We start from the raw sequence: 23,751 nt of genomic DNA, 5'->3' as shown, positions 1-23,751 counted from the left end.
GTGGCCGTTACGGTGATCGGGTGGGTGCGGGGCTTCCGCGCCGAGAACGGCGACGTGATGACAGGATCGGTGTGTGACAGCGAGCGTTGACGGTTCCACCACTCCTTTCACCGCGGCCCCCGGGTCGATCGTCGAGGTGCGAGACGAAGAATGGCTGGTGACGAGAGTCGAGCCGGCCTCCGACGGGTTCATCGTGGACGTCATCGGTCTGAGTGAACTGGTTCGCGACACGTCGGCGCGGTTCGCGACGGGTCTGGACGACATCGTGGAGGTCGCGCCGACCGACGTCACGGTGGTCGCCGATACGTCGGAGAAGTTTCGGCGGTCGCGCGTGTGGCTCGATGCGATGGTGCGCAAGACACCTGTCCCCATCTCGGAGCCCGCGTTGACCACGGCGCATCGTGGTGTGGCGCGCCCACTGGCGTACCAGCACAAAGCTGTTCGGCAGGCCCTGAACCCCGACAAGCTGAGGCCGCGCATCCTGTTGGCCGACGCTGTGGGCCTGGGAAAAACGCTGGAAATCGGCATGATCCTCTCGGAGCTGGCCCGACGCGGCCGCGGCGACCGCATCCTTGTGGTCACCCCGAAGCACGTTCTCGAGCAGATGCAGATGGAACTATGGACGCGCTTCGCGCTGCCGTTCGTCCGGCTGGATTCGGCGGGCATTCAGCGCATCCGCCAAATACTCCCCGCGACCCGCAATCCCTTCACGTACTACAAGCGGGTCATCATTTCCATCGACACTCTGAAGAGCGATCGCTACCTGGAACATCTTCGCTCCCAGGACTGGGATGCAGTGGTCATCGACGAGTCGCACAACGTGACCAACACGGCGGCTCAGAACAATCGATTGGCTCGCTTGCTGGCGTCGCGCACCGATGCCCTCATCCTCGCGTCCGCGACGCCCCACAACGGGCGCGCGGAGTCGTTCGCGGAATTGGTCCGCATGCTGGACCCGAGCGCGGTGTCTCCCACGGGTGAACTGGATCTGGCCCAGGTCGAGAAGCTCGTGATCCGACGTCATCGTCACCACCCCGATGTCGCTGCCGAGGTGGGGTCCGATTGGGCAGAGCGCATGAAGCCGCGCAACATCACGGTGCCGGCGACTCCGGAGGAAGACGCTGTCGCGCAAGAGCTGGAGGACGTGTGGCTCTGGCCGGGTGAAGGCGGATCACCGTCGTCGAACCGGTCGCGGTTGTTCCCGTGGGTGCTCGCCAAGGCGTTTCTGTCCTCCCCGGAAGCATTCCGGCAGTCGGTGGGGCAACGGCGCCGGAACGTCGACACCACCGATCCGTCCGCCACGCGAGAAGCGGCGGCCCTGGATTCCCTTCTCGCGCTGACCGAGCACCACACGGTGCGCACCTCGTCGAAGTATCAGGCGCTGCTCAAGCACTTACGCGAGATCGGAGTATCCGCATCGTCGAGCACACGAGTGGTCGTGTTCGCCGAGCGAGTGGCCACGCTGAATGCGTTGCAGGCGGCACTGGCGGCCGACTTGTCGATGACGACGTCGAACGGTGACGACATCGGTCAGGTCGCCGTGCTCCACGGCGGTCTCAGCGATGTCGATCAGCAGCGGATCGTGGGGGCCTTCAAGCTGGCCTCGTCGCCCGTGCGGGTGCTCGTCACGGGTGACGTCGCGTCGGAAGGCGTCAATCTTCATTCGCAGTGCCACCACCTGGTGCACTTCGACATCCCGTGGAGCCTCATTCGCATCGAGCAACGCAACGGTCGAATCGATCGGTTCGGACAACGCGAACGGCCGCAGATCGTGACCCTGCTGCTGACACCGTCGACGCCGCATTTCGCGGGCGACCTGCGGGTGTTGACCCGTCTGGTGGAGCGGGAGCACGAGGCCCACCGAGCATTGGGCGAATCTTCCTCCCTCATGGGCCGATACGACGTGAAAGCCGAGGAGGACGAGATCCGACGGGTCCTGGCCGGCGAGATCGCACTCGAGGACGCAGTGAAGACGGTCGACGCGGTCACGCAGGGTGGCGGCATCGATGGTCTCCTCGCGCAATTGGCGGCCGGTGCCGCGAGGACCGACGTCGACTCGGCGACGCGACCGGACGAAGCGACGGACGGGACGTCGGGACTCTTCGACCGCGACGTGGACTTCCTGTCGTCCGCCCTCGAACAGGTGTTGTCGACCCCCGGCAAGCCACCGCCGAACGGGGTGTCCTGGGACCTGCAGTCGGTGACCGTGGCGAGCCTGGTGCCCCCGACCGACCTGACGCAGCGCCTCCGGGTGCTGCCACAGTCCTACCTGCGGGCACGGCGAGTGGACGAGAAATTCCGGTTGGCACTCACCGCAGCCAAGGCCGAGGACGAGTTGCTGGCAGCGCGCTCGGGTACGTCCACGTCGGACTGGCCGGAAGCTCATTACCTCGCGCCGTTGCACCCGGTGCTCGAGTGGGCCGCCGACCGTGTGCTGGCTGAACTCGGTCGACGGAGCATCTATGCCGTCCGCGGTGACGTCCCCTGGGTGACCGTGGTCGTGCAGAGCACGCTGACCAACAACCGAGGTCAGGTGGTGGGAGCGTCGTGGTACACGGTCGGCTTCGGTGACACGACGATGCTCGATGCCGCCATGACGGCGCCGCACCCCACGTTCTCGGACGTCGTTGCGGCAATCGGTCTGTCACAGGTCAATGCAGGTGATCTTGGTGACGTGTCGTCCCTACAGCCTGTGGTGGCCGCGGCAGTGAGGGCTGCTGACGCGGCGGCGGAACTACAGTCGCAGGCCATCCGGGACGACACACGAGCGCGTGTGGACGAGTGGGTGATGCGCATGGACGACTGGGAGGCGGAGCGTCGAGGCGTCCGAACTGTCGGCGACCTCGTGGCGCGAACAACGGCTGTCTCGCGTGAGAAGGAAACGGCGCTCAGTATGAATCCGGATAGACGACTCGTGCGCCCGCTGCTGGTCGTCCTACCCTCCGACGACGGGACACCCGCCTGATGAGTTCCGCAACAGACGCATTCGTCCTCGGCGAGGAGTTCGTCAGCGAGCACTACTTCACCACGGACGCGACATCGCAGTCGTTTCACGCTCGCGTCCTCGGCATGCGCAAGGAGTGGGACGCGCAGCGTGCGGAGGGTCACGGTACGGCTCGTACGCGGTTCTCCGATCACCGAGGTGCGCTGCTGCGCACCATGTTGCAGCTCGGCGAGAACTCGGATGCCTCGATTCTCAGGGGCTTGTACATTGATCTGCTCGACGTTCTCGGTTACACCGGTGCCGGTTCGGGCCGGTTCGAGATCGACCGTGTCGGCTCGACGATCGATGACCCCGGGCCCGTGCGGACGGTCACCTCACGCGGGCTCATGGGACCCGCACCGTTGGCGATCATCGAAGCAGCGCCGAATCTGACCATCGAGCAATTGCTCTCGCGCGACGAGAAGACCTTGTTCTCGACGTTCCGGCCGGACCCGGAGGGGTCGGACTCCTTCGAATCCGTGGCGCGGGTGCTCTCGCGGCTGTTCACCGACGACGACGGACCCCGGTTCGCCTTGGTGCTGTCGGGCTCACTGGCGCTGCTGACCGAACGTGGCCGCTGGCCCGAAGGCCGTTATCTCGTCGTGGACCTTCGACTGGTTGCCGAGCGCGCCGATGACAAGCGAGGCGGTGAGACCGACCGCGCACTTGCCTGTCTCTCCGCGGATACGCTCGCTCCGAATGCCGAGGGCGACGTGTGGTGGGTGTCCGTCATCGACGAGTCGGCCAAGCACACGGTCGGGGTGTCGAAAGACCTCCGCGAGGGGGTGCGACTGTCCATCGAGATCATTGCCAACGACGTGGTGAAGCGTCGGGCCGACGCCGGACTCCCGGCACTGACGTCGGATCAGGCACGGGAACTCGGAAGTCAGTCGCTCCGCCTGCTCTATCGCGTCCTCTTTCTGCTCTATGCAGAGGCCAAGCCCGAGCTGGGCGTACTCCCGGTGGGCGATCCGACTTACTCGGCCGGATACAGCCTCGACCGACTTCGCGAACTGCTACTCGTCGACCTGGTGACACCGCGGTCCGAGAGCGGAACCCACCTGTTCGATTCGCTCGGCCTGTTGTGCCGGCGGGTCGACCAGGGGTACGACGGTCGCGGCGAGGGTCCGAGCGCTGCAGAGGGTCTGGTGTTCCGTCGCCTCGAAGCAGACCTGTTCTCGCCACGGGCCGTTGCGCTGATCGACGAGGTGCGGTTGAGCAACCTCGCGATGCAGCGCGTCCTGCGACACTTGCTGCTCAGCAAGGAAGCGAAAGGCCGAGACCGCGGGTTCATCTCGTACGCAGAACTCGGCATCAACCAGCTCGGTGCGGTGTACGAGGGGTTGATGAGTTACACCGGAACCCTCGCCGAGGAACCTCTCTACGAGGTGGCGAAGAACGGTGACCCGTCCAAGGGAACATGGGTGGTGCCGGAGCGCCGTATCGGGGGAGTGTCGGCCGCGGACTACGTACGCACTGTCGACGAGAGGACCGGCGAATCGGTGCCCGTCCGTCACGAGACGGGCACATTCGTCTTCCGGTTGGCCGGCCGCGAGCGTCAGCAGTCGGCGTCGTACTACACGCCGGAGGTCCTCACGCGATTCACGGTGGGGCAGGCTCTCGCCGAGCTCCTCGATCAGGACGGCGAAACCACCTCCGCTGCCGACATTCTGCGGCTGACGGTGTGCGAGCCTGCTCTGGGTTCGGGTGCGTTCGCGATCGAGGCCGTACGTCAACTCGCCCGCGAATACTTGACGCGGAGTGAGAAGGAACGCGGTGAGAAGATAGACCCCGAGCGCTACCCCATCGAGTTGCAGAAGGTGAAGGCGTCGATCGCACTCCACCAGGTCTACGGGGTCGACCTCAACGCGACGGCCGTGGAGTTCGCCGAGATTTCGCTGTGGCTCGACACGATGGTGCGTGATCTCGAAGCGCCGTGGTTTGGTCTGCGGTTGCGACGGGGAAACTCCTTGATCGGTGCTCGACGGTCGCTCATCCCGGGGGCAGAGCTACGAGCGCGGGGATGGTTGGACGCTACCCCGGTCGACGTCCGCCTGGACGAGGTCGCACCGGGCTACCCGATGAGTGCCCCCAAGAACGGCATCCACCACTTCCTCGTGCCAACGAGTGGGTGGGGATCGACCACTGGGGCGAAGGACGCGAAAGACCTTGCGCCGACGCAGCTCGCTCGGGTGACCGAGTGGAGAAAATCGCTCCGGCCGGCACACACCGCGGCGCAGGTGTCGGTGCTGGCCGGTCTCGCAGCGCGGGTGGAAACGTTGTGGCTACTGGCCACGCGGCGCTTCGAAATAGCAGAGGCGCAGGTCGCGCGCAATCTCGATCTGTGGGGCGCAGAACCCCGTGCGACGGACCGCGACGCCGTGGTCACAAGGTCCGAGATCGAGGCCAGTCTCGCCGACCCGGACGGCGCGTATCGACGGCTCCGGCGCGTCATGGACGCGTGGTGCGCGTTGTGGTTCTGGCCCCTGGTCGATAGTGACGCCATGGTCGATGGCGAAGTTGTTGCACCGCCCACGACGGCGGAGTGGATCGCCACCCTGACCGACCTTCTCGGCAGCCCGATCAATCGGACTGCCCGCGAGATGCGAGACGGTCAATTGGACCTGTTCGACATCCGCAGCTGGAACGACCTGGAGACCGCAGAGGGATTCGATCGCACGCTGTCGGGTGCGAAGTCGACGCAGGACGTCAAGAAGGACCACCCCTGGCTCATTGTGGCTGAGCGAATCGCTGAACGGCAAGGGTTTTTCCATTGGGAGCTCGACTTCGCTTCCGTCTTCCGTCGCGGCGGCTTCGACTTGCAGGTAGGGAACCCGCCGTGGGTTCGACCTGACACTGACGTCGACGCCCTGTTGTCTGAGGGCGACCCGTGGTTTTCGCTGACTGGAAAATCGACGCAAGCGGAATATACGATTCGCCGCGACAATGTTCTGCAACAGTCCCGCATTCGAGACCTTGTTGTGTCGGGCACGTCCGAGATCCTCGCGGTTTCCGCATTCGTCGGTGACCCCAGGCAGTATCCGCATTTGTCTGGGCTCCGTTCCGATCTGTACCGATGCTTCATGGAACGCACGTGGCAGCATCGGGCGGCTACCGGTGTGGTTACTCTCGTACATCCTGAGTCGCACTTCACCGACGAGAAAGCTGGTGCCCTGCGTCAGGCCACTTACGAGCGGCTCCGGCGGCACTGGCAATTCACGAACGCACTTTTTTTGTATGAGGTGCACGACCAAGTGACCTACGGGATACACACATATGGGGCGCCTGGCGATCCGCATTTCCTGTCAGCCGCGTCGCTCTATCATCCGGACACTGTCGAACGCTCCCTGGTCCACGACGGCAGCGGAGCCGAGCCCGGTCTAAAGGATTCCGACGGAAATTGGGATCTTCGGCCGCATGCAGGCCGCATCATTGCTGTCGACGACGAGATTCTGGCTTCGTGGAAAATCGTGCTCGAAGACGATGCCGTCCCGGCGCGAAGAACCCGCATGGTCTACACAGTGAACTCCGTCGCGAACACGGTTTTGGCGAAGTTGGCCGAAGCACCTCGGCTAGGCGACCTGGGTCTTCTGTTTTCCGCTGGTTGGAACGAGACCACCGATCGCAGGAAGGGCTATTTCGACTCCGGGTGGGGTGTTCCCGATTCGTGGGATGACGTCATCCTGCAGGGCCCGCACATCCACGTTGGCAACCCCGCGTACAAAACGCCCAACCCCACCATGCGCAACAACCAGGATTGGTCGCCGGTCGATTTGGAGGCCCTGCCGCCCGACTGGATTCCCGCCACGTCCTACAAGCCTGCGGGCGACCGGGCGCGCTACGACGCGGCTTACACGACCTGGGAGGTTCGCGACGAGAACGGTGTTCTGCGTACCGTACGGGCGCGAGATTGTTATCGGATTGTGTGGCGATACATGGCGGCCAATACGGGTGAACGCACGACGATCCCCTCGATAACCCCGCCGGGAGCGGCGCATATCCACGGGATTTCGGCAATTTGGGTGTCTCTCGGGCGAACTGTGATGGCCGCTTGCTCAGCAGTATTAGCATCCCTGGTTGCCGATTTTGCGATGCGTGCCGCACCCAGAGCGACACTGTCGTTCGGAGCAATCTCACGCACGCCCTGGGTGCAAAACACTGACATCGTGAACGCCCTTGCTCTGCGCTCGTTGAGGCTGCAGTGCCTCACTTCCGCCTATGCGGATTTGTGGCGGGATGCCTTCCGTCCAGGCTTCGAGCGTGATGTTCTGGTGAAACTCAACGCTGATCCTGACGACCTTAGTAGCACCTGGACCACGTCGACTCCCCTCCGTCTGGCGGTCACGAGGCGCCAGGCCCAGGTCGAAATCGATGCCCTGGTGGCGCTGGGCCTCGGCCTCACCGCCGACGAGCTGTGCACCATCTACCGCACGCAGTTCCCGGTTCTTTACGGCTACGACCGCAAGACTTACCTGTACGACGCCAACGGACGCCTAGTGCCTCAGTCAGTCCTCGTCGAGTGGCGGAAGAAGGGCGACCGTTTGACGGTCGACCAGCGGACGGCGACGAATGCGTCTGGGAATACTTACGTGTACGAGCTGCCCTTCCAGTTCCTGGATCGCGAGAAGGATATGCGCGAGGCCTACGCCGAATTCGAACGCCGCTTCGGCATCGTCGGCGGGACTCCGCCGGGGCGGAGTACTACCGGCACCGGAGCGCGCTGATGGCGGAGTTGTTGCCTCTGGCGCAGGCAGATCGGATCTCGGCGAGTCTGATCGATTACCTCGGGACGACGTTCGCGTTGTCCGACCCGGATGCGCGGCGGGCACTCGACGACTTCCTGTCGGACTCGGAGCACGGAATGTTCCGGGGACCCTATGTGCGGCTGCGTCTTCCGTTCCGTCCGGCGGCGGAGGGGTGGCGCAATCACCTGGAGTGGTACGAGGGGTTCACGCCCTACGGGCACCAGGCCGCCGCGTTCGAGCGGCTCAACTCCCGCGGTCCCGACGGGGGAGACGTGCGGCCACAACCGACACTCGTCACCACGGGCACCGGTTCCGGCAAGACGGAAGCGTTTCTGTACCCGATTCTCGACCACGTGCAGCGCGCCAAGAGGCGAGGCGTCACCGGCACGAAGGCCATCGTTCTGTATCCAATGAATGCGCTGGCCAATGACCAGGCCGGCAGGCTCGCGCGGCTGATCGCGTCGAGTTCGGCTCTCGCCGGCGTGACCGCCGCCCTCTACACGGGCGAGAGCGGTGAGAAGCGGACGATCGTCACGGCGGACGGTCTCATCACCGACCGTGAGGTCATTCGTAGCGTCGCCCCGGACATACTCCTCACCAACTACAAGATGCTCGACCAACTTCTGCTCCGCAGCGCGGACGCGGGACTGTGGAAGCAGAGCGCCGATAGCCTGCAATATCTCGTCCTCGACGAATTCCACACCTACGACGGCGCGCAGGGCACCGACGTGTCCATGCTGCTGCGTCGCCTGGGCATGACGCTTCGAGCCAACCGCGCGAATGCTGTTGTCACGACCGGATCGGGCCCGCTGGGCACAGTCACCCCCGTCGCAACCTCGGCCACGCTGGGCGATGGTGGCGATCCGACTGCCATGCTGGACTTCGCCGAGACCGTCTTCGGCGAAGCGTTCGGGCCGGACTGTGTCGTCACGGAATCCCGTCTCGGCATCGACGAATGGGCACTACCGGGTGACGTCACCGCCGACCACCCACCCGTGACCCGAGCACCCATCGACGACGACTTGGTGTCCGCGCTTGCCGAGGCCGCCGAGGGTGACGGCCCCGCAGACGTCACCTCCCGCGTCTGCGCCGCCCTGTCGGGACCGGGGGGATCCAGCGCGGACGTAACACCACTCGACATCGTCCGCTCCCACCCGCTGATAGCACGACTCGTCGCCTCGACGACGAACGCGACGGCTCTCGACGAGCTGGTCGACTCGGGAGTCTTCGAGCCCACTGCCCTCGAGGGCTCGACCGAGCTCCGGTCGCCCGCCGATCCCGTCACCCGTGGCCCGGACGGGAACGATCGTCGCCGTCGACGCTTGGCCCTCGGCGCTGTGATCACGGCCCTCAGCCACATCCGCGCGGACGGACCCAACCGCGATGCCGTCTCCGTCGACGTGCACCTCTGGGTCCGCGAACTCACCCGACTCGACCGAGCCGTAGCCGGCGCGCCGTCCTTCGTGTGGAGCGACGACGGCGTCGCGGTCGACCCGCTCGACGGCGAATCGGACGCGCCACCGACACTCCCCGCCGTGTACTGCCGGCTGTGCAACCGGTCGGGATGGGGCGTCGTCCTGGCGCCGACCGGCGCCGACCTCGACGGCGACGAAACCACCATCCGTCGTCGTCGGGCCGCGAACGACGATCGCTTCCGAGCCCTCATTCATGCTCCGGCGGAGGGAGACCTCCCGCTCGAATCGGTCGACGCAGAAGCCGCAGCCGACGCCCCCGGTGACGCACGGGTGGCGTGGCTCGTGATTGCCGAGCGGCGCATCGTCACTCAGCGACCCGATGACACCACCATCGCCGAGGGTGGGGCCGTACCGGTACTCGTCGACCTCGGTGCAGACGCGGGCACGAACTCCGTACGTGACGTCTGTCCGTCGTGCGGCCAGAGGGACGGCATCCGGTTTCTCGGTTCTGCGATCGCCACGATGCTGTCCGTCTCGCTGTCGACGATGTTCGGTACCCCCGATCTCGACTCGGCGGAGAAGCGCGCCCTCGTTTTCACCGACAGCGTCCAGGACGCCGCGCACCGGGCCGGCTTCGTCCAAGCTCGGTCACGGTCGCTCACGCTGCGGGCACTCATTCGACAATCGATCCCAGGGTCCGGCATCGATCTCGAATCCCTCTCACAGAGCATGATCTCCGACGCCGGAGACGACAAGCATGCCCGGTACCGCCTGCTGCCGCCGGATCTGGCGGATCGACCCGAGTTCTCCACGTTCTGGAGCCGGCCGCGGCTCCACCAGGTGGGGGACTCCCGTGCCCGCGTGGCGAAACGGCTTCTACTCGACCTGTTCCTCGAGTTCGGCCTCCGGTCGACCGTCGGACGCACCCTGAGCCGAACCGGTACGGCCGTGGCCGAAGTCGCCGTCCCGGTGGCCGCGTTGCGCACTGTCGGCCGCGCGGCAACCGAATCGGCCGGCATCCAGCTGGCGTTCGGGGATGCCGCCTCGGACGAGCAAGTCGTCAGGTGGGTTCGTGGAGTGCTCGAGCACATGCGGCTGCGCGGGGCCATTGCCCACGTCTGGTTCGACAAATTCCGCTTCGAGGACGGCTCGCGTTGGCGGGTGACCGGCGGACGCCCGCGCAGTGAGGGCATGCCCGCCTTCGGCCGCGGAAACTCCGCCCCCGGTTTCCCCTTGATCGGGACTCTGAGCAAGTCGGATTCCGACCTCGAACCGGTGGCGTCTCAGCGAGGATGGCATGCGCAGTGGGCCGCGAAGAACCTCGGACTGACGCGTGCCGAAGGTGCGGTGGCGGCCAGGACGGTGATGGAACGCCTCGCGCGCGACGGGTGGATCGGGGAGTCGGCGACCGAAAGCGGCAACAGGACTTTTGCACTCGCACCCAGCGCCGTCGTCGTGTTTCCTCTGTCGGACAGTGCGATTGCGACGCCCTCGGCCTCGTTGGTGTGTTCGCTGTGCGGGGACGTCACCGTCCTGGGTCGAACGGCAACGGAGCAACTCGCCCACGGGCCGTGTTTCCTCGACCGATGTGTCGGCACGATGCAGCCGCACGCGATCGCCGACAATTTCTACCGAGACATGTATCGCGACAACGACGTTCGACGTGTCGTCGCCCGCGAGCACACGTCGTTGCTCGACGACGAAACCCGGTTGACCTACGAATCGGAGTTCAAGTCGCGCGACCCGGAGCCTGACGCGCCGAATGTGCTCGTCGCGACACCCACGCTCGAGATGGGTATCGACATCGGTGACCTTTCGGCCGTCATGTTGTCGTCACTCCCGCGATCGGTGGCGTCCTACGTCCAGCGCGTGGGGCGTGCCGGGCGTCTCACCGGTAACGCCGTGGCTCTGGCGTTCGTGACGGGACGGGGCGATCAGCTGCCTCGGTTCAGCAGGCCGACCACCACCATCAACGGCGCAGTCCGGCCGCCGGCGACCTACCTCGACGCGGAGGAAATACTCCGCCGACAGTTCGTGGCGTCGGTGGCCGACCGGTCGGCGCGTCGCTCAGACCGCGTCCACCCTCGAAGCATTTCGGAGGCGCTCGCCGCGACCGGCCCCGACTCGTACCTCGGACAGCTCATCGCGGATGCCGAGGAGAACGGTGACGCGTACGTGGCGGAGTTCCTGGCCGGCTTCTCTGGCCTCGATGCGCAGGTGACGGAGCGCCTCGAGGCGTTCCCCCGCCCCGTCGACGGCCCCGGGACCAGCGACCTGGCCATGCGGTGCCACCGGGCGTCCGCCGAGTGGAAGCACCGCGTCGAGACGCTCGTGCACCGCAGCGCCGCCATTCAGGCGAGCCTCCCCGAACTCGGGGCGCGGGCTCGGTCCAGCGCAGCTACCGAGGATGACAAGGCCGCCGATCGTACTGCCCGGGTCGCGGTCGGATTGGTCGCCAAGCAACTCGCGTCTCTGCGGTCGCAGTACTGGATCAGCGCGCTCGAGACGTTTGGCCTTCTACCGAACTACACCTTGCTCGACGACTCGGTCACGCTTGCAGTCGCCGTCCATTGGATCGATCCGACGTCGGCGGACTGGCGCCAGACGGACTTCGAGTTGACGCGCTCGTCGGCTCAGGCGCTGCGTGACTTCGCCCCCGGTTCGACGTTCTACGCGGGGGGTTACGCGATCGACATCGACGCCGTCGACCTCGGTATCGACAACGACGCCGTCCGAACGTGGACGTGTTGCCCTGCATGCGGTTACGTCGCGGAGCCCGCCGGCGGTCCCACCGCGCCGAGCTCGTGCCCTCGGTGCGGCACAGCGGCACTCGCCGACACAGGCCAAGCGTTGTCCGTCGTCGAATTGACCAGTGTGTCCGCTGTCATTCGCCGGGATGAGGCGGTCATCGACGACGCGCGAGACGAGCGGCAACGGACTCCGTTCACGATCGTGACTGCCGCGGACATCGACCCGACGCGTTTCGTCACACGGTGGTTCGTCGAGTCGCTCGGATTCGGCGTCACCCACCGCCGCGACATGACCATCCGGTGGATCAACACCGGAGGTAGCCGCGTGGGTGGGTCGACGCGGCAGCTGGCGGGTCACGACGTCGAAGCCACCATGTTCAGAGTGTGCTCGGAGTGCGGAAAGCTCGATACCGACACGCGGCGCAACCATCCCCAGGAGCATCGGCCATGGTGCTCACTGCGCAAGGCGCCCACCGAGTCGACCGTGTCCATCGCCCTGGCACGCTCGCTGACCACGGAGGGGCTGGTGTTGCGTCTTCCCGCGTCGGTGACCTGGGGTGACGCGTTCGCCATTCCCTCACTCTCGTCCGCGCTTCTGGTCGGTCTCCGCGAGCGCATCGGCGGCGACCCCGACCACCTTCAGGTGGTCGTCGTGCACGACCCGACGTCATCGGGGACCACGGTGCCGAGCCTTCTCGTCCACGATGTCGTACCGGGGGGCACGGGATACCTCGCCGATCTCGCGAGACCGGAGAACATCTGGGACGTACTGGCTCGTGCCTATCGGGTGGTGGCAACGTGCCCCTGTGCAGGTGATGGCAAACTCGCCTGCGACAAATGCCTTCTCCCCTTTGCCGCGCCGGCCGAGGTGCGGTACACCTCTCGGAGTGCCGCCGAGCGGCACCTGCGGACGATTCTGACCGGGCAGGAAACGCCGACCGACGACGGTGATCTGCCGGCAGAGATGACCTGGACGATCGTGGACGACGAGCCTGTCGACGACGATCCGGAGTCCGCACTGGAGAGACGCTTTCGGGCCGAGTTCACCCGTCGTCTCGAGGCGCTGGGGGCACACGTCACACAAGCTCCGTCGGATCGCGGCATCGTCCTCGGCATCGCGCTCGGTCCCACGAACCGATGGACGATGCGGCCCCAGGAGAACATCCTGGGCTCGAAACCGGATTTCCTGCTGACCTCGGTCAACCCGGGCGTTCCGCCCACGGCCATCTTTACCGACGGGCGCCGGTGGCATGCCACACCGGCGCACAACCGTCTCGCGGACGATGCCGAGAAGCGCCGCAACCTGCGCGACGGCGGCTACCAGGTGGTGGCGGTGACCCACCAGGATCTGCTCGGAACACCGGTCGACAGCGCGGCGCTCGGACGCGAGCACGTCCCGAGCGTGCTCGGCTTCGCCGGCGACGGTCTCGCGAAAAGTTCGCTCGACCTCGTCTTCGGCACAGCTCTCGACCTCCTCGTCGCGTGGGTTCAGGCACCCACGGCTGTTCCCCGGCAGTCCCTCGCTCACTTCCTCCCCGTCCTGGCTCTGCCTGTCCTGGCGGCGTCCGGTGTGCGAACAGGCGGAGCGCCAGTGGAATCGCTGGCGCTCGCCGCGCTCGATGGGGCGACGACGCACGTGGAGAACGCCGACACGGTGGTCTGGAGGTCGTCGACCGTTGCTGTCGCCGTGCGAGTTCCATCGTCGGAATTCCACGACTGCGAGATCGCGGTCGTGCTGGACGACGCCGACGAGGCGTTGGGTGACAACGCCGCCGATGCGTGGCGCGAATGGCTACTGTGGTCGAACCTCCTCCAGCTCCGGCAGCGACCGGCCGTGCTCACCACACGTCGCCATCTGGAGTCCGCGTCGATGAGCGTGGCAGCCCCGACTCCCGCCGCGGCCCCGTCCACGGGGAGTACGGACGGTGCGGTGAGTCTTTCCGCGGACTGGCAGACCGTGTTCGACGAGGTGACCGACGCAGTCAAGGGTGTCGTCGTCCGACTCGCGGATGCGGGTCTGCCCGCTCCCGTGGTCGGCGAAGAGGTGGACGGTCTTCCTGTCGAGCTGTCGTGGCCGGCCGTGCGGGTCGTCTGCGATGTCGAATTGACCGACTCCGACCGCGAGAGTCTGCAGACTGCCGGCTGGACCGTGTGTGCGCCCGATCGCGAATCCGCCATCGCTGCACTCGATCTCGATTCGTCCAAGAACAGGGGAAGCTAGTGCCGCAAATCGTGTTGGGCGACATCAACAACATCGACGGAAGTGTGCAGAGAAAGGTTTTCGCTTTTCTGCAGAAGTTGATGCAGTCCCATGAGCGATCGGGCCTACACATCGAGCCCATGGTCGGGTCCGCCGACTCCCGCGCCCGAACCGGCCGCGTCGACAGTTTCTGGCGAGCCGTCCTGTTCGAGATCACCGATCCGGACCGGGATCGCATTTTCGTGTTCGTCGGTGCGTACCCGCATGACGAGGCGATCGAGATCGCGCGCACGCGTCGTTTGACGATCAATCCCCGCAACGGCGTCGCCGAGCTCTCCCACGCCCCTGCCGCGGTGGCGAATCAGGTTCCGCCCGCGGCCGTTCGCGAGGCTCCCGCCAGTGAGGATCCGCGCAGCCTGCGAGCTCGGGGTTTCACCCTCGACGATCTCACCGACATCGGAATGGATGCGGACTTCGCCGGCGGCGCACTGGATGTGGGCGACGAGGACCAGGTCATTGCGTACGCGCAGACCGCGCCCGCCACCTGGCAGGGCGAAGCGTTCATGGACCTGGCCACCGGCACCGGTCTGTCCACCGTCCGGGAGCGTTACGCACTCCGCGACGAGGTGCCCACCGAGGGAACAGATGACGAGCAGCTGATCGCGGCTCTGAAGCATCCGGCCGCCCGAATGCAATTCGCGTTCGTGGACGACAACGAAGAACTGCGAGCAGCGATCGAAGCTGCGGACTTCGCGGCCTGGCGGGTCTTCCTGCATCCGGAACAGCGCAAGTGGGTGGAGAAGAACCAAGCCGGAGGATCGTTCCGATTGACCGGGGGTGCGGGAACGGGCAAGACCGTCGTTCTCGTTCACCGGGCGCGTCATCTGATGAAGCAGAACCCGACAGCACGCGTGGTGCTGACGACGTTCAACCGGACGCTCGCCGACAGCCTGACGGAGCAGCTTCGCCTCCTCGACCCGACTCTCGCTCTGGCGTCGGATGTCGGGGAGCCCGGCGTCTTCGTGGCCAGCGTCGACAGCATCGCCGCCCGCTTGCTCCACCGCCATCGGTCCAGTCTCGACAGCACCGCAGACCAGGTCGGACCGGTGGGCCGCGTTCTGGGTCCGCGGACTTCGGAGGTGTTCGGCCGCCGAGTCGACGACGCGTGGAAGAACGCCATCGCGGTGGGCGGGGACGCGCTCCCGCCGGACCTGGCCGTCCCGTCCTTCTTCGAGACCGAGTACAGCATGGTGGTGCTACCCCAGCGCATTCGCGAGCGTGACGAGTACCTCCGAGTACGCCGGGGAGGCCGAGGAGTCGCGCTGAATCGTGCCCGTCGCAACGCCGTGTGGGATGTCGTCGAAAGCTACCGGGCTGCTGCCGCAGCCGCCGGCAGCGCGGATTTCGAAGAGAAAGCCGCCATCGCCGCCGAAGTCCTCACCAGCGAGGGCCGCAGCGTCGCCGATCACGTTCTCGTGGACGAGGCACAGGATCTGACCTCGACGCGGTTCCAATTGTTGCGTGCTCTGGTCGAGCCCGGACCCAACGATCTCTTCCTCGCCGAGGACGCGCATCAGCGAATCTACGGGCAGAAGATCGTGCTCAAGAACGTCGGAATCGCCATCGTCGGTCGCTCGCGCCGTCTCACGCTCAATTACCGCACCACGCAACAGAACCTGCACTACGCGCTCGCCGTCCTGAGCGGAGACGACTTCGTCGACCTCGACGGCGAGCCCGAGAACGCCACCGGATACCGATCCGCCCGAACGGGCCCGTCGCCGTCGATGATTCGCGCAAGTAGCGTGACGGACCTCTACGACAAGCTCGCCGAACAGATAGACGAATGGGGTGGCGGGAAGACGTCGTCCATCGGATTGCTCACGCCCGCGAACAAAGAGGCATCGACGCTGCCACGAGTTCTCGGAGAACGCGGCATCACGGCGACGTTCGTCGACAATGCGGGCACAGCTGCGTCGACCGGTGTCCAGACGATGACGATGTACCGAGCCAAAGGCATGGAATTCGCGGACGTGATCCTGGTCGGCGCCAGCGCCGCCTCGATGCCGCGCGACTACGTCATCGCGCAATTGCCCGAGGGCGACCGAGAAGACGCAGTGCAACGAGAACGGTCACTCGTCTACGTCGCGGCTACCCGTGCGCGCGACAGACTTGCGCTCATGTGGGTGGGTGAGCCGAGCAGCCTGGTACCGATGCCGGATCCGGACAGTACGTCGTGACGGTGTGCCGCACGTCGAGGCACAGGCGCAATACTTTTCGTCGGATGAGGATTCGATACGAATTGCCGGAATCGCGCCTCGGCGTGCACGTCGACTAGTAGACATGGAGGTAAGCCAGGAGTGGACGGTGTCGGGGTCGTCTTTCCTTCATTTCGGGAGGTTGCCTCGTGTCCGACACGCCGACGAGCGAAGTGCTCGCCACCGTGGCTCGATTGTCGGAGTTGGCGTTGGGGACCTACGCCTACAACCCCGGTCGCGTCGAAGAGGACGCCAACGGGGAGCGCCGCATCCACCAAGGGGGCTACGGCGACAGGCAAGTCTTCGAGTTGGTGCAGAACGCCGCCGATGAGCTACGTGGCCCCGAACATTCCGGTGGTCGCATCCAGGTAGTGCTCACGGACACTGCCTTGTATTGCGCCAACGAAGGGGCGCCGATCACCGCGGACGGCGCGGACACCATTTTGCGAATGGGCGTGTCCAAGAAGCGGTCGGGGCAGATCGGCCGATTCGGTGTCGGAATCAAGTCGGTACTGTCCATCAGCACCGCACCCCAATTCTTCAGCACCAGCGGCTCGTTCGGTTTCGACGCGCAGTGGTCTCGTGTCGAGATCGACCGCGCTGTGAAGGACGGACAACAGAAACGTGGTGAGCCCACCGTGGGCATCGCCGGCGATACACCGGTGTTGCGTCTGGCGCGGCCGCTGGACTGGGCCCGCGAGTGCGCCGCTGATGCCGTGTTGTCCGACCTGTCGAAGTGGGCAGCCACCGTGGTCCGACTACCTCTCCGAGAGAATACGGCGGATTCGCTCGCCGGAGACATCGACCGGTCGGCTACCCCGTCCAGTTCCAATCGAGAGTTTCCGCACCTCTTTCTCCTGTTTTCCCCACACGTCGGGCACGTGGTCCTCGAGGACCGCCGGCTCATGCCGGTACTGCGCCGCACCATGCGCAGCGAGGTGCGCGCCGACGGTGAGGTCGTCATTCATCAGACGCGGACCGGGGACCGAGCCTTCGAAGAGGCCCACCGCGTGTTCGTCCGTGCACACGAGGTGTCCGACAGAGTCCGTGCGCAGGCCGGTGAGCTTCACGACCGCGCCACCATTGATGTCTCGTGGGCGGTGCCGTGTTACGCGATCGACAGATCGACCGGCCGTGACGTCTACACCGTTCCGGTCGGACGGGGCACGTTCTGGTCCTATTTTCCGACCAAGTACCCGACCACCCTCAGCGGGGTTGTGAATGCGGCGTGGAAGACCAACGAGGACCGCCAGAACCTGCTGGACAGCAGCGATCTGAACCGTGAGCTGCTCTCCGTTGCAGCGGAACTCGTGGTGGCGTCACTTGCCGACCTGTCTCCCGCCGACGATCCCGCGGCGTATCTACAACTCCTCCCCGGCCGTGCGAAGGAGTCGCCGAACTGGGCGTGCGGCGAACTCACCGCCTCCATTTGGAGGCTCATGGCGCAATCTCCGTCGCTCCCCGATCAGAGTGGTCGATTACGACGCCCATCCGAGTTGCGCATTCGGCCCGAGGGACTGCCCTACTCGGCACTGGAGATGTGGTCCAACTGCGACGACGCTCCGGTCGACTGGCTTCACCCGAGCGTGGACTCGACGAAGCTGCGTCGAGGAAAGCTGTCCCATGTCCTCGACGCCGGTCCGAACCGTGAGTCGGAGACTGTGACGACGTGGTTGGAAGCGCTGGTGACCAGCCGATCCGCAGAATCGTCGTGTGCCGCCTTGGGCCTGCTCGCGCACCTGCTCACCAGCGGGGCGTTGGACGACAAGCAGAAGGCCGCGGCACTACAAGCCCGGATAGTCATGGTGGAGGGCGGCGCTTTCGTGTCGGCGACGCCCGGCCAGGTATATCGGCGATCGTCCAACGACGGGCTTGCCGACGACCTCGTCTACGTCCACGGTTTGCTGTCCAGCGACAGGGCCACCGCCCAACTGTTGGAAAGCCTGGGTATTCGAGAGGCCGATGCCGAAGGACGGTTCAAGGGCGTTCTCGATCAGGGTTTCGAGGACTACACGCCGGAATCCTGGCAACGGTTCTGGGAGCTGTTGCGCTCGTCCGGCGGGGCCGCGCAGACCTCGTTGATTCAACGAACGGTGCCGCAATACGCGTCGACACTGCGGTTGCGGACAGTTCGCGGACTGTGGGTGACGTTGGAGAACGCACTCCTCCCTGGCCCCGTTGTTCCTGCCGATGGTTCGCGCGACTCCGGGACAGCCGTCGACACCACTTTCCATTCCGACGACTTGTCCGTGCTCAGGGCGCTCGGCGTGTCCGACAGACCGGACAAGAGCAGCAAGCCCCTCCACGACAAGTGGTTCATCGAATATCAGACAGCCATGTACGAGGACTACTGCGCTGCGCTTTCTCGCACGGACCGTAGAGTGAACTTCGGAACGCTCAAGTACGACGGAGCACCGATGGCGGGGAAATTGGACTTGTTCGTTCGTCTCAGCGCCGAAGGGCGGGCTCGGTTCCTCGAGACGTTGAGTGTGGATGACGTTCCGAGATCGTGGACACGGCAGGTCGGCAATCAGACCAGTACCAGAGTCCACATTCCCTCGCCGATTTGTTGGCTCATCCGAGACCGCGGCACGGTGCGGACGTCGCAGGGCGTCAAAGCGGTTGCCGAGGTTGTGGGTCCCCAGCTTGCCGAATTCGCCGACTATCTGCCCGTTGCGCAGATATCCAGCCCGTTGGCTGTACGGCTCGAGATCCCGGGTGCGGTCGACGATGTGCCGGCTGCCATGTGGGCCGATCTCCTGCGTGCCCTGGAACTGAGCGAGGACGACGTGTTCGTCGGCCGCACCTATGCGCTGTTGATTCGCGTGGCGCCCGACATCGTGAACGCAGCGGTCAGCGTCCGATGCCGTGTCGGCGGGGTCTGGGAGATGCGTCCGGACCGCGAGGTCGCGGTCGCGCGTAGTCGCGGCGACTACGACGAATTGATACGCGAGAAGCATCCCGCGCTGCTCGTCGATCGGCCCGAGGACCAAACGCAAGCGGACTACATGGTCGCCGAATGGGGGATGTACGAGAAAGCTGATGTCATCGCACGTGAGCTGCGGCATGTCCCGGTAGGCCCGTCGGTGGACGTGCTGTCCGCACATCCGTCGCTTCGAGCCCGCTTCGCCGGCCACGTGAGCGGATACGAGCTCCAGCGATGCCAGCAGATCGAGGAAGTCTTTCGCACACCGAACGGCACGAGTGCCGAAGCCCTGCACAGTGCCTGCGACGGGTCGACGATTCTGGTTCCGGAGGGCCTGGATGCGCTCGCGGAATTGATGGTCGTGGACTACGAGTTGGGTCTCGACCTCGGACGTTCCGGATGTGAGCGCGTCATCTCGGAGCACCACCGACAAATGGCCGATCGCGAGGTCCGAGGCCGCATCGACAGCGTGCGCCAGGCCGACTCCATCACCACGAAGCTGGCGCGCCTCGTCGGCCGTACCGAGCTGTTACGAGGCTTGCCCCCGGGACTCAACGACCAGGGGGTGGAGGCGCTGGATGACGTGTCCGCAGAACGCGCAGCAGAGATGGCGTACAACTCGTACGACGATCGTGTGCTGCGCGAATACCTGGCTGTCATTCGATCCGTCATTCCCGATGCGCCCCAACGGCTGGACGGCAGCCACGCCGCACTCCGATTCGTCACCCGAATGGGGTTCCCCGACACCTTCGGTGGGACTCGAGTCAAGGCCCCGCCCGCACGGATAGCGGTCGCGGGCCCGACCGACTACCCCGCTCTGCACTCCTACCAGGAAGCCATCGCGGAGCGTTTCGTCAACCTGCTGCAGGAGCGCCCCGCGGGACGAGCGATGCTGAGCCTGCCCACCGGCGCCGGCAAGACACGCGTGGCCGCCGAAGGCGTCATCCGCTGGGTCAGGCAGAACGGGGCCCCACGGGGACCGATCGTGTGGATAGCGCAGACCGCTGAACTCTGTGAGCAAGCGGTGCAGTCCTGGAAGTTCGTGTGGGAGAAGGTGGGGGCCGACGAGGACCTCGTGATCGATCGACTCTGGTCGTCCAACAGTGCGACTCCGACTGCGGGCCGGAACCAGCTCGTCGTCGCGACCGATGCAAAACTCGCGTCGTGCCTGGATGCAGAGGAGTACGAATGGCTGCGTGCCGCATCGCTGGTCATCGTCGATGAAGCGCACGTCGCGATCTCGAAGGAATACACGAGAATCCTGGATCTGTTCGGCTTGACCCACCGAACGACGAGTAGGCCGCTGATCGGACTGACGGCGACGCCCTTCAGGAACGACACCGAGCTGACGCGCCGATTGGTGCAGCGCTTCGGTGACCGACGACTCGACAAGGGACTCCTGGGCGACGATCCGATCGAGGCGTTGCAGGACATGGGGGTTCTGTCGCGCGTCGAACATCGCCAGATGAAGGGGACACGCATGTCGTTGCACCCCGACGAACTTCGCCAAGCGGAGCAGATGAACGGGATGTTGCCGCGAAGCGCAGAGCAGCGACTGGCGCGTGACGAGGCGAGGAACTCGGATCTGCTCAACGAGATCGCGGCGTTGGACCCGAGTTGGCCGGTACTCGTGTTCGCCACGTCGGTCGATCACGCCAAGGTCCTTGCCGCCCGTCTCAACGAGCGCCGAATTCGGTCTGTTGCCATCGATTCCGGTACCAGCGCAGCCGACCGACGTCAGAGCATCGAAAAGTTCCGACGTGGCGACGTACGCGTGATCACGAATTACGGCGTGCTGTCGCAGGGTTTCGACGCGCCGGCCACCCGAGTCGTCATCGTGGCCCGACCGGTGTACAGCGCCAACATCTACCAGCAGATGGTCGGGCGCGGGCTTCGAGGTATACGCAACGGGGGCAAGGACACCTGCCTCATCCTCGACGTGGCCGACAACATCACCAACTTCGATCAGAAGCTGGCCTTTACGAAATTCGAGCACCTGTGGGGCTGACGGCTGCCGTGGCCGGCAGCCGACGGGCCGGTAGGACGAGGAGAGGATCGCTACGTTGACATCAGAAGCCAAGAGCTTCTTCGTTCTGTGGAACGGAAGCGACGACACGATGCCACGGGACGAGCGGGAGTCGCTCATCGACGCCACCGCGAACGGCTTCGCGGAACCCGGTAGCTGGAGTTTCGGCAGAGGTTACGGAGACCCCGAGCGCGGCGATCGTGTCTACCTTCTCCGGACGGGTAACGATCGTGGCCTCATCGGCAGTGCCACCATCATGGAAGACGGTGTCTACGAGGACCACCACTGGTCGGGGGAGGGCGTGGCGTACTACGTCGAGCTGCTCTGGGACGTGATGCTCGACGACGAAGACCGCATCCCCACCGACGTCCTCGACGCGGCACTGCCCGAGCAGCACTTCCCGGTGCAGGCTTCCGGAACGAGGGTCAAAGAACCATCGGCCTCCGACCTCGCCGAGCTGTGGGAACAGCACCTGTCCGACCTGTCGCGCAAGACCGGCAATCCGTGGCTCGGTGGCCGACCGACCACCGTCGAGCGACCGTCGGGGCCGATTCCGCTTCAACGGAGTCATGTGCGTCATTACGATGTGACCGGCTTCGCCGGCGGTTCTGCTGCGCGTGCGGAAGCCGAAGCGGTGGAACGGCTCGCGGAGTTCCTGAGACAGAGTGGTGCGGAGCCGAATGGGTACCGAATGGTGCCGGGACCCGGCCACGCCCCACTTCTGGCGGACTTGTACGACAGAACGAACAACGTCCTTTACGAAGCCAAGGCGTCCTCCTCGCGTGAGGCCGTGAGAATGGCCCTCGGTCAACTGATGGATTACCGACGTTTCGTCATCGAGGATCCCGAACTGGCTGTACTGCTTCCCGATCGACCGAGCGCTGACCTTGTCGAGCTCCTCGCGGAGCATCGAGTGCGGTGCGTCGTACCTACGTCGTCGGGCACATTCGAGGACGTCGAGCCCGCGCCATCGACCGATGAGGGTCGGCTGGTCGCGGCATGTCGGAACCTGGGCGATCCTGCTCACTGGTTCCGGCCTTTGCGTTACCGAGATGGTCTTGCGTTGGCCATCATCGACTCGATTCAGTCGACCGGTGCGCACTACACCAGCGTGCGGAACGTGCTCGACCGGTATCGCGCCGTGCGCGGCGACGCTGCAGCTACCGATGGCACCGAAGAACTCCTCGAGACGTTCGATCCTGCAGGAGGCGCTGACCAGTGGGCGACGACCATCGGAAACCGGAAGCCGGCGTCCACACGGGCGGGTGCGTCATTGAAGGCGACTGTCATCGAGCAGGTCGCACGCGCGCTCACGGCGGTGGGTGTGCGGACCGCGGAAGACCTCCGAGACGCGGTGGCGGACAGAGGGGACGGGGGTGATCGATATGCGCGAGTCAAGAACGCATGGACGTCCGTAGAGGCTCAGTCGTCCGGAATCACCTGGAATTACGCTCTGATGCTGATCGGGATTCCAGGCGTCAAGGCGGATCGGATGGTTTTGAAGTTCGTCAGCGACGCACTCGGCCGCACCGTGACGGCGACCGAGGCGGCCGCGCTTGTCTCGGGGGCGGCGTCGTCGATGGGCGTCGACGTCATAGACCTGGACCATGCGATGTGGCGCTTCGCATCCGGTCGTCCCGTCGAAGATCCTTCCGAGCAGAGGTGACATTTTTTGGGGGGCGGATCACCGAGGGGCGAGCGTTGACGCCGACCGGATCACGGGACGCTGACATGACGGAGGCAGGGCGTCTTTTGGACGCCTATGCCGCACGGGGCCGCGCGGACGGCGCACCGAAGTTGGAGGACGCGCTCTCAGTGCTGTTGAGCCGCAGCATTCGTCGGCTCGAAAGCAGAATTGCGCGCCAACCACTTCCGGCGCCCGTGACCGAAAGGGTCGTATCGCTTCGCGGAGCGCGGGCGTTCGCGTCGACTCGGCTCTACTTGCATCTCGCGCACGCGCGCCACATGGTGGGCGCCTTCTCGCGTGACCCGGCGGGTGGAGATATTTCTTTGTATGTATACGGGGCGAACGCACAGTCTCACGAGGCTGAGTTCATGTTCAGGCACCTGCAGGCTGCCATGTACGAATTCGCGCACCTGGAGTACGAGAAGAACCCGCACGGAATCACGAGCTTTCGGCGTTACATGCGTCATTACGCAACTGGGTTCGGCGGAGAAATTGCACGGCGCACTCGGAGGATCGAGACTCGGCTCATAGCCCAGTCATCGATAGCGCCGGCTTTGCAATCGCGGTTCGAAGCGGACGAGCGGCGAGCAATCGCGGGGTTGGAAAGCCGGTGGCCCCGCGCCGCCGAGAGGTGGTACCACATCGAACAGAATGCGCTCATCGAGACCACCACCGACGGCGCCACCGCCGTCGGCGACTGATGGGCACCCGCGACGAGGACGGTGGGCCTATAGATCAACACGGGCCCAGCGGCCCAGGGACGT

General features: G+C 65.3%; 7 protein-coding genes. All 7 read left to right on the top strand.

All coding sequences use genetic code 11. The annotated features are described in order from the left end of the window. Positions 1 to 157: 157 nt before the first annotated feature. The 7 genes from RC2_RS05560 (at position 158) to RC2_RS05530 (ending at position 23,688) form a co-directional block, all read left to right on the top strand. On the top strand, positions 158 to 2,965 hold the full coding sequence (locus RC2_RS05560; protein ID WP_245810989.1) for a helicase-related protein: 2,808 nt from the start codon (positions 158 to 160) through the stop codon (positions 2,963 to 2,965). Further along, positions 2,965 to 7,707 carry an Eco57I restriction-modification methylase domain-containing protein gene (locus RC2_RS05555; protein WP_068150528.1) on the top strand — a complete coding sequence of 1,581 codons (4,743 nt, stop codon included), beginning with the start codon at positions 2,965 to 2,967 and terminating at the stop codon, positions 7,705 to 7,707. Before RC2_RS05560 ends, RC2_RS05555 begins: the two co-directional genes overlap by 1 nt. Beyond that, positions 7,707 to 14,114 (top strand): DEAD/DEAH box helicase, encoded by a 6,408-nt coding sequence (locus RC2_RS05550; RefSeq protein ID WP_072681175.1) that lies wholly within the window; start codon positions 7,707 to 7,709, stop codon positions 14,112 to 14,114. Before RC2_RS05555 ends, RC2_RS05550 begins: the two co-directional genes overlap by 1 nt. Positions 14,115 to 14,233: 119 nt before the next feature. Then, positions 14,234 to 16,330, top strand: coding sequence for a UvrD-helicase domain-containing protein (locus RC2_RS05545; protein WP_245810988.1), 2,097 nt, complete (start codon positions 14,234 to 14,236; stop codon positions 16,328 to 16,330). 167 nt (positions 16,331 to 16,497) lie between these two features. Then, positions 16,498 to 21,282, top strand: a complete 4,785-nt coding sequence (locus RC2_RS05540; protein WP_068153353.1) for a DEAD/DEAH box helicase — start codon at positions 16,498 to 16,500, stop codon at positions 21,280 to 21,282. Positions 21,283 to 21,337: 55 nt separating this feature from the next. Further along, on the top strand, positions 21,338 to 22,966 hold the full coding sequence (locus RC2_RS19185; protein ID WP_245810987.1) for a DUF8548 family protein: 1,629 nt from the start codon (positions 21,338 to 21,340) through the stop codon (positions 22,964 to 22,966). A 65-nt stretch (positions 22,967 to 23,031) separates the two neighbouring features. Further along, positions 23,032 to 23,688, top strand: coding sequence for a hypothetical protein (locus RC2_RS05530; protein ID WP_139277289.1), 657 nt, complete (start codon positions 23,032 to 23,034; stop codon positions 23,686 to 23,688). Positions 23,689 to 23,751: the final 63 nt, after the last annotated feature.

The sequence above is a fragment of the Rhodococcoides corynebacterioides NBRC 14404 genome, assembly GCF_001894765.1.
Taxonomy (GTDB): Bacteria; Actinomycetota; Actinomycetes; order Mycobacteriales; family Mycobacteriaceae; genus Rhodococcoides; species Rhodococcoides corynebacterioides.
Note: the sequence above shows the minus strand (reverse complement) of the source record. Positions and strands in the feature narration are given on the sequence as shown.

What these genes read in the sequence shown, in the direction of transcription:
- RC2_RS05555 (WP_068150528.1), top strand. Translation starts at nt 2,965, where the DNA reads ATGAGTTCCGCAACAGACGCATTCGTCCTCGGCGAGGAGTTCGTCAGC.
- RC2_RS05550 (WP_072681175.1), top strand. Translation starts at nt 7,707, where the DNA reads ATGGCGGAGTTGTTGCCTCTGGCGCAGGCAGATCGGATCTCGGCGAGT.
- RC2_RS05545 (WP_245810988.1), top strand. Translation starts at nt 14,234, where the DNA reads ATGGTCGGGTCCGCCGACTCCCGCGCCCGAACCGGCCGCGTCGACAGT.
- RC2_RS05530 (WP_139277289.1), top strand. Translation starts at nt 23,032, where the DNA reads ATGACGGAGGCAGGGCGTCTTTTGGACGCCTATGCCGCACGGGGCCGC.